This window comes from Bartonella sp. CL436QHHD, from assembly GCF_042195105.1.
Taxonomy (GTDB): Bacteria; Pseudomonadota; Alphaproteobacteria; order Rhizobiales; family Rhizobiaceae; genus Bartonella.
This window is the reverse complement of the sequence record NZ_JBHINR010000025.1, coordinates 1-5,893: the sequence shown is the minus strand read 5'-3', so window position 1 is coordinate 5,893 and position 5,893 is coordinate 1. Positions and strand designations below refer to the sequence as shown.

The 5,893-nt window shown below is 42.2% G+C and carries 7 protein-coding genes and 2 pseudogenes; 7 read left to right on the top strand and 2 right to left on the bottom strand.

The window, feature by feature from the left end:
• From ACFIKN_RS03205 to ACFIKN_RS03190, 4 genes and pseudogenes are all read left to right on the top strand, one after another.
• On the top strand, positions 1-760 hold a 760-nt coding region (locus ACFIKN_RS03205), incomplete at its 5' end, for a DUF4815 domain-containing protein (RefSeq protein WP_375657904.1).
• Positions 724-1,824: pseudogene (locus ACFIKN_RS03200) on the top strand (DUF4815 domain-containing protein); the annotation flags it as partial. The gene ACFIKN_RS03205 and the pseudogene ACFIKN_RS03200, both read left to right, overlap by 37 nt.
• A 13-nt stretch (positions 1,825-1,837) precedes the next feature.
• Positions 1,838-3,220, top strand: coding sequence for a Bgr_08870 family protein (locus ACFIKN_RS03195; protein ID WP_375657903.1), 1,383 nt, complete (start codon positions 1,838-1,840; stop codon positions 3,218-3,220).
• A 9-nt stretch (positions 3,221-3,229) separates the two neighbouring features.
• Positions 3,230-3,481, top strand: a complete 252-nt coding sequence (locus ACFIKN_RS03190; protein WP_375657902.1) for a hypothetical protein — start codon at positions 3,230-3,232, stop codon at positions 3,479-3,481.
• Here ACFIKN_RS03190 and ACFIKN_RS03185 read toward each other — a convergent pair.
• Positions 3,478-3,834, bottom strand: a complete 357-nt coding sequence (locus ACFIKN_RS03185; RefSeq protein ID WP_375613954.1) for a type II toxin-antitoxin system HigA family antitoxin — start codon at positions 3,832-3,834, stop codon at positions 3,478-3,480. The two genes, ACFIKN_RS03190 and ACFIKN_RS03185, sit on opposite strands and share 4 nt — an antisense overlap.
• 119 nt (positions 3,835-3,953) lie before the next feature.
• Here ACFIKN_RS03185 and ACFIKN_RS03180 point away from each other — a divergent pair, with 119 nt between their 5' ends.
• Both ACFIKN_RS03180 and ACFIKN_RS03175 read left to right on the top strand, forming a co-directional pair.
• Positions 3,954-4,229, top strand: a complete 276-nt coding sequence (locus ACFIKN_RS03180; protein WP_273791641.1) for a type II toxin-antitoxin system RelE/ParE family toxin — start codon at positions 3,954-3,956, stop codon at positions 4,227-4,229.
• A 30-nt stretch (positions 4,230-4,259) separates the two neighbouring features.
• Positions 4,260-4,586 (top strand): HigA family addiction module antitoxin, encoded by a 327-nt coding sequence (locus ACFIKN_RS03175; RefSeq protein WP_273791640.1) that lies wholly within the window; start codon positions 4,260-4,262, stop codon positions 4,584-4,586.
• A gap of 47 nt (positions 4,587-4,633) precedes the next feature.
• On the opposite strand, the gene ACFIKN_RS03170 is transcribed toward ACFIKN_RS03175, so the two are convergent.
• Complete coding sequence (locus ACFIKN_RS03170; protein ID WP_375631833.1) at positions 4,634-5,155, bottom strand: Rha family transcriptional regulator; 522 nt, start codon at positions 5,153-5,155, stop codon at positions 4,634-4,636.
• Positions 5,156-5,629: 474 nt separating this feature from the next.
• Here ACFIKN_RS03170 and ACFIKN_RS03165 point away from each other — a divergent pair.
• Positions 5,630-5,893 (top strand): annotated as a pseudogene (locus ACFIKN_RS03165) (phage tail protein); the annotation flags it as partial.

The window sequence follows — 5,893 nt, the reverse complement described above, 5'->3', positions numbered from 1 at the left end:
TAAAGAACCTGTTGCCAAAAAGGGCATGTTTGCAGACCCTTTTCTTGATGATAGTTACAGAGATGAAGGCTTTCAACAAACGGGGGCTGTAGGCAATGGCATTTTACAGCTCGCCATTGATCCAACCTTTTACACCGCTCATCTGAACGCGCCTGTTACGCTTGACTGGACAAATGAAGTGATCATTGCGCAAGAGTTGACAACTGCTTGCGAAAAAATCAATCCTTATCAAAATTTTGCGACCTTGCCTGGTACAGTAACCCTTGAACCCGCGACAGACTTCTGGCATGAACAGCGTACCGATTGGCTCTCAAGCGTGACCAATCAACTGAACATGGGATGGAACCGTGGGAGAAGCGTTCGTAAAACAGAAATCAGTGATGATTTGGTGAGTGCAACCCAAGAGAAAATCGATTTTTTGAGACAAATTACCCTTTCTTTCAAAATTGAAGGTTTTGGCAGTAGCGAAATCTTGGAACGTCTTACCTTTGATGGTGTGAATATTTTACCAAAAACAAAGCTTGTTGCTAACACCAAAGGCACCCTTGAAGGCACTTTCACGATTCCACAAAATATTACCGCTGGTACAAAAAATGTTGTGGCACGGGGAAAAGGTGGAACAATTGCAACAGGGCTTTTTACAGGTCAAGGTGTGATTGATGTGAAAGTGATGCGGCGCACCACAACAGTAAAGATCTGGACGCAAGTGGACCCACAAGCGNAACAATTGCAACAGGGCTTTTTACAGGTCAAGGTGTGATTGATGTGAAAGTGATGCGGCGCACCACAACAGTAAAGATCTGGACGCAAGTGGACCCACAAGCGCAAGTTTTTACCCCCGATGAAACACGGCAAATCACCGGTATTGACTTTCATCTTTGCAAAATCGGTAATGAGAACCATGATCTGGTGATTGATTTGGTCACCACAGAAAACGGTTATCCGACCGCCGATATTCAAGCGCAAAGCTTTTATTCTATGAAGGGCGCAAAGCTAGGTTGGGCAGAGGCACGCTATGATGTACCACTCCTTGTCCCCGATGACCGCTTAACGGCTTTCGTTATTAAGACAGATGATAGTAATCATTCTGTCTCACTGGCAAAGCTTGGGGATTTTGATGCAGAACACCAGAGATACGTCTCGAGCCACCCTTACGTGACCGGTCCACGCTTTTCTTCTGTCAATGCTAGGAGCTGGACCGCCCATCAAGATGAGGCTTTAGCCTTTCGAGTGCTGGCGGCACGCTACACACAAACAGAAAAAACCATTGATCTTGGCACTTTTGACCTTGTTGACTGCTCTGATTTGCAAATACGCGCAGCCATTGAATTGCCTTCAAGCGATTGTTCTGTCATCTTTGAAATTGAAAGAAACAATGGCACGGTTTATCAACTTCTTCCCTTTCAATTACTCAGTCTTACTGAATATATCAGTGAAAAGATAAAGCTTCGCGCCATTCTCAAAGGGACAGAAAAGCTCTCACCTGTTTTGTTTGCGCCTGTGCAATTGATTGCGGGGAAGATTCATAAGGAAGCCACTTATGTAACCCGTGCTTTTGCCTTTGGGGAAAAGGCAAGGTTAACCAGCTATATCAAAACATTTTTACCAGGCGGTGCAACCTTTTCACTGGAGATGCAACTGGATGATGGTGCTTTTGTTCCTCTCACATTAGAGGAAACAGAGCAGTTATCCGAGCCCCTTTGGACAGAGCGCAAATTTATCAGTGGTGATAAAGGCGCCAAACAAGCGCGCTTGAAACTCACGCTTACCGGTGGACCGGCGGCACGGTCCATGGTGAGTGATTTTGGTGCCGGTATATTGTGATGGGAGAACAGAGATGACAAAAACGAAAAAACTCGACATGGAATTGCCGAAAGAAGGACGCTTTATCAGTTCTGAATTCCCAATCTTGCGGGAAAACTTGACCAAAATTGATCAAGCTCTTTTGGCTGTTGAGGAAAAGATAAACGAAAAAGCACCTTTACAACACACGCATACCATAAGCGAAATCACAAATCTAGAAAGCGCTCTCAATGGCAAAATGGCAGCGGATAAAACTTTCTCATTTGCTGATTTAAGCGATATCGAAGGCGCAAAAGATGCCGCAAATAATTATGTTCTCTATAAATCAAGCAACAATAACTTCACCTTTGGGAGTGCTATCTCTCTGTTAGGCGCGCATCAACATAAAACAGAAGATATCGTGGGTCTTGACGATTTTAGAGCCAAGATCAACGAAGATCTCACAAGCTATGGACGCTTAGCCAGCCCAAATGAATGGCAGAATTATAATAAATTTACCAGCAAAGTCACTATGAGTGGTGGCTTAGAACTGTTGGGTAATTCGTCGTTTAATCTCACCCACAATAATAAAGTTGTGACAAGTCTAAGTGCAAGTGGAAGCATGCTTAAAGGTCCAGCAACTGTTGATGGTAAGGCACTTTACACAAAAGATGAGGCTACCACTGTTCTTCAAAAAATACGCAATGAGATTGCAAAACTGAAAGAAGTTACCGCGCTTAATCCCCTTGAAATCCTCATGACAGAAAGTGGTACCATTCCATTTCCTGATAGTGTTACTAGCTACACCGATATTGAAATATGGGCGTGGGGTGGCGGTGGAGGCGGCAGTAATATAAAAGGCGGTGGTGGAGGTGGCGGCGGTTGCGTACGTATTAAAATCAAAGGATACCAGCTGGAAAACTCAAAAAATGCTCAAATTGGACGTGGTGGGAAAGGCGGTAATAACGAGAGGGGAGGCATAGGTGGTCAAACAATAATTCAGGGACTTCTTACCGCAGGCGGTGGCGGAGGTGGTGGATATTATGGATACGGAACTAGTGGCAGTGAAGGAAGTGCCAACAGCAGTGGTCACGGCGGTAGCGGTGGCAGCTACTACTCTAGTAACAGTAATGTTAATGGTAGCAGTTCTACTTTCGGTGGCGGGAGTGGTGGTGGCTACGCATACTATAGAAGTAACGACGGCCCCTTTATTGTCTACAAAACAAACATTGGACATGGTGGAAGCTCTATTTATGGGGGGGCTGGTGGTGGTTGCAGTGATGGTATCGCAAAAGGGGGTTACAGTGGGAAAGGCGGCAATGGTGGTGATGGAAATGGTTTTACCAGCGGCGGTGGCGGTGGCTACTTTCCAGGAAAATCTGGTGGAGATGGCGGCAATGGTGGTGACGGAGCAATCTTGTTGAGATTTTTTATCTAGGAGTTTTTTATGAAATATGCAGTTGTTGAAAATGGTGTGGTAACAAATATTATTGTAGCCTCAGAAGACTATGTCCATGCCTTTGATGGTGAAGCTATCCCCTCAAGTGAAGCGCAGATCGGCTGGACTTATAAGGATGGAGTGTTCTCTCCTCCTATTGTTGATGAAAACACAAAACAGCTCTCATCTACTGAAATGACAGAAACAGATATACCCGTAGAGCCCATAAAAGAACCACAAGAGAAAGATAATCAAGTCTAGGCTATTAGGCTTTCTAGTGGAATATTGAACTGTTGGTGCAAGTTTTTAATCATGCGCAGTGTTAATTTTCTTTTACCACTCAATATCTCGTAAACGCGATTTAAATGACCAATCGCAGGAACAAGATCTTTAGCACTTAAGTTCATTTGTTCCATTCTAAATTTAATAGCCTCAATAGGATGAGGAGGAGAAACAGGGTAGTGTTCTGCTTCATACGCTTCAATCAACAACACAAGAACCTCCATTTGATCAAATTCTGGAGTATTCTCTTTAGGTTGATTGTCAAACATCGCAGACACAATCTCTAAAGCTTCTTGATAATCTCTCTCTGTACGAATTGGTTTGATATTCATTTCTTAAATTCTTGTAGTTCCACAGTGTTGGCATCAATCATATTAAATTGTAACATTTTTGTTGACAATTGTCACTTAATACATTACATCTTACTTAAAATAAAGTTGTTGAGTTTGCTATGATCAAAACATTTAAAAATAAAGACCTCCAATCTCTCTGGGAAACAGGAAAAAGTAAGATTGATAGCAGGCTTCAACAGCGTATTATTCGCCGTCTTGATGCCCTTGACGCTGCTTCTCAAGTTAGTGATATCAATGTACCAGGTTATAATTTTCATATGCTTAAAGGCTTTACTCCAACTCGCTACACAATTCATATCAATGGTCCTTGGTGTATCACTTTTGAATTTAAAGACAGACACGTTTACCATGTTGATCTAGAGCAATACCACTGAAGGTTTTAAGATTTGTAAAGGAAACTATCCATGACCACACGTAATCCTAATCGTTGTCCTTCTCATCCAGGAGAAATTTTAGCTGAATCCTTAGAACATTTAAATGCAAGCAAAACCGAAATTGCTAGGATTCTTCAAATATCACGCCAGCACTTGCACGGTATCCTTAAAGGAGAACGTCCAGTCACAGCCGTAACAGCAGCTCGCATTGGTAAATTGTTAGGAAATGGACCAGCCCTTTGGCTACAGCTTCAAGCCAATTATGATACATGGCATGCCTTGAGGGACATTGATGTCTCTTCTATTCCAACATTAACAGCTAATAAAGTGGATATACAAATGGAACAGAGCCATTAACTACCTCCCCGCCTCAAAGACGAGGAGATAAAATCATGTTTTTAAACTTAAGCTACTTTTACAACAGGGCTTACTAAAACTCGCTTGGCTTCTTCAACAAGCGTTTTATAATGTTTGCTCTCTTCTGCTAATGTAAAGGCTTTAACAAGATGCATGTGAAGCGGTCCATAAATATAAACAGCTTTTTCAGTAGGTCCCATTTCATTCCAGTTGCTTGGAAAATCAAAGCGTGTATCACGATCATTATCAATTAATTGGTTTTTTAAATCATAGAAAGCTTTGACGAGGGCTTTTTTGAATGCACGCACCGTATCATTGTTACGCATATAGGTCATGAGTAGAGTGGCTTGTGGTTCGTTGAGAATAGCAACTTCTCTCTTTTGACCACCTTTACCGTCTCTTTTACTCACTTGGATTTCAAATCCAAGTGAACCAAACTCTTCAAAATCCTTACGATTATTGCGTACTAACTGTATAACTGTTTTATGCGTATTACCCACACCCTCTGCAATTTTTAAAGAAGTTGTAACAGCAATACCAGCATTGTTGATTGTCACTAAATTGTTCATGATGAACTCCTAATGGTTTTAATGTCTCTATTGACACCCCCCAAGGGTGCCGGGCGTTAGAAACACGGCCATTAGTCCGTCGCTATGTCTTCCCCTCGTGAGAAGGTATTGTATAGCATAGCTACACCCGACAAAATCGTTATATGCCAATAATAGCATAAAAGACAATCAGTATTTTAAATGCATGGGAGAGATCTTACGTGACCTATCCGCTAATGGTTTAGTGTTTCTAGCACTTATGATTCGATTAACATGAGGGTTTATTAGTGTCAATATGCTTTTAAAAAATTATTTTACATATTGTTGTTTTCAAAGGATCGCATTTGAAATGCTACCCTTTACTATTCACTCGCATTTGAAATGCGAGTGAACCAAAATCCTTATGATTTGCTGTTTTAAAGGGTGCGATTTCAAATCCAACCCTCATTTTTCCCATTCATTTTAATTCACCCCTCATTTAAAGGAGCATAAAGTATGGCAATAGGTTTTCTACACGGTGTTGAAGTCGTTGAGGTTGACGACGGCACCCGCCCCCTTCGCGCGGTTCAGTCTGCAGTTATCGGGATTGTTGGCACAGCACCCGATGCCGATGACCGAGCATTTCCCCTTAATACACCGGTTTTGATTTCGGGTTCACTTTCACAAGCCGCTAAACTGGATAAAACGGGTAAGCGTCAAGGTACCTTACCCAATGCCCTTGATCTTATTTTTAAACAAGTAGGGGCAATTGTTGTTGTA

What these genes read in the sequence shown, in the direction of transcription:
- ACFIKN_RS03195 (WP_375657903.1), top strand. Translation starts at nt 1,838, where the DNA reads ATGACAAAAACGAAAAAACTCGACATGGAATTGCCGAAAGAAGGACGC.
- ACFIKN_RS03190 (WP_375657902.1), top strand. Translation starts at nt 3,230, where the DNA reads ATGAAATATGCAGTTGTTGAAAATGGTGTGGTAACAAATATTATTGTA.
- ACFIKN_RS03185 (WP_375613954.1), bottom strand. Translation starts at nt 3,834, where the DNA reads ATGAATATCAAACCAATTCGTACAGAGAGAGATTATCAAGAAGCTTTA.
- ACFIKN_RS03180 (WP_273791641.1), top strand. Translation starts at nt 3,954, where the DNA reads ATGATCAAAACATTTAAAAATAAAGACCTCCAATCTCTCTGGGAAACA.
- ACFIKN_RS03175 (WP_273791640.1), top strand. Translation starts at nt 4,260, where the DNA reads ATGACCACACGTAATCCTAATCGTTGTCCTTCTCATCCAGGAGAAATT.
- ACFIKN_RS03170 (WP_375631833.1), bottom strand. Translation starts at nt 5,155, where the DNA reads ATGAACAATTTAGTGACAATCAACAATGCTGGTATTGCTGTTACAACT.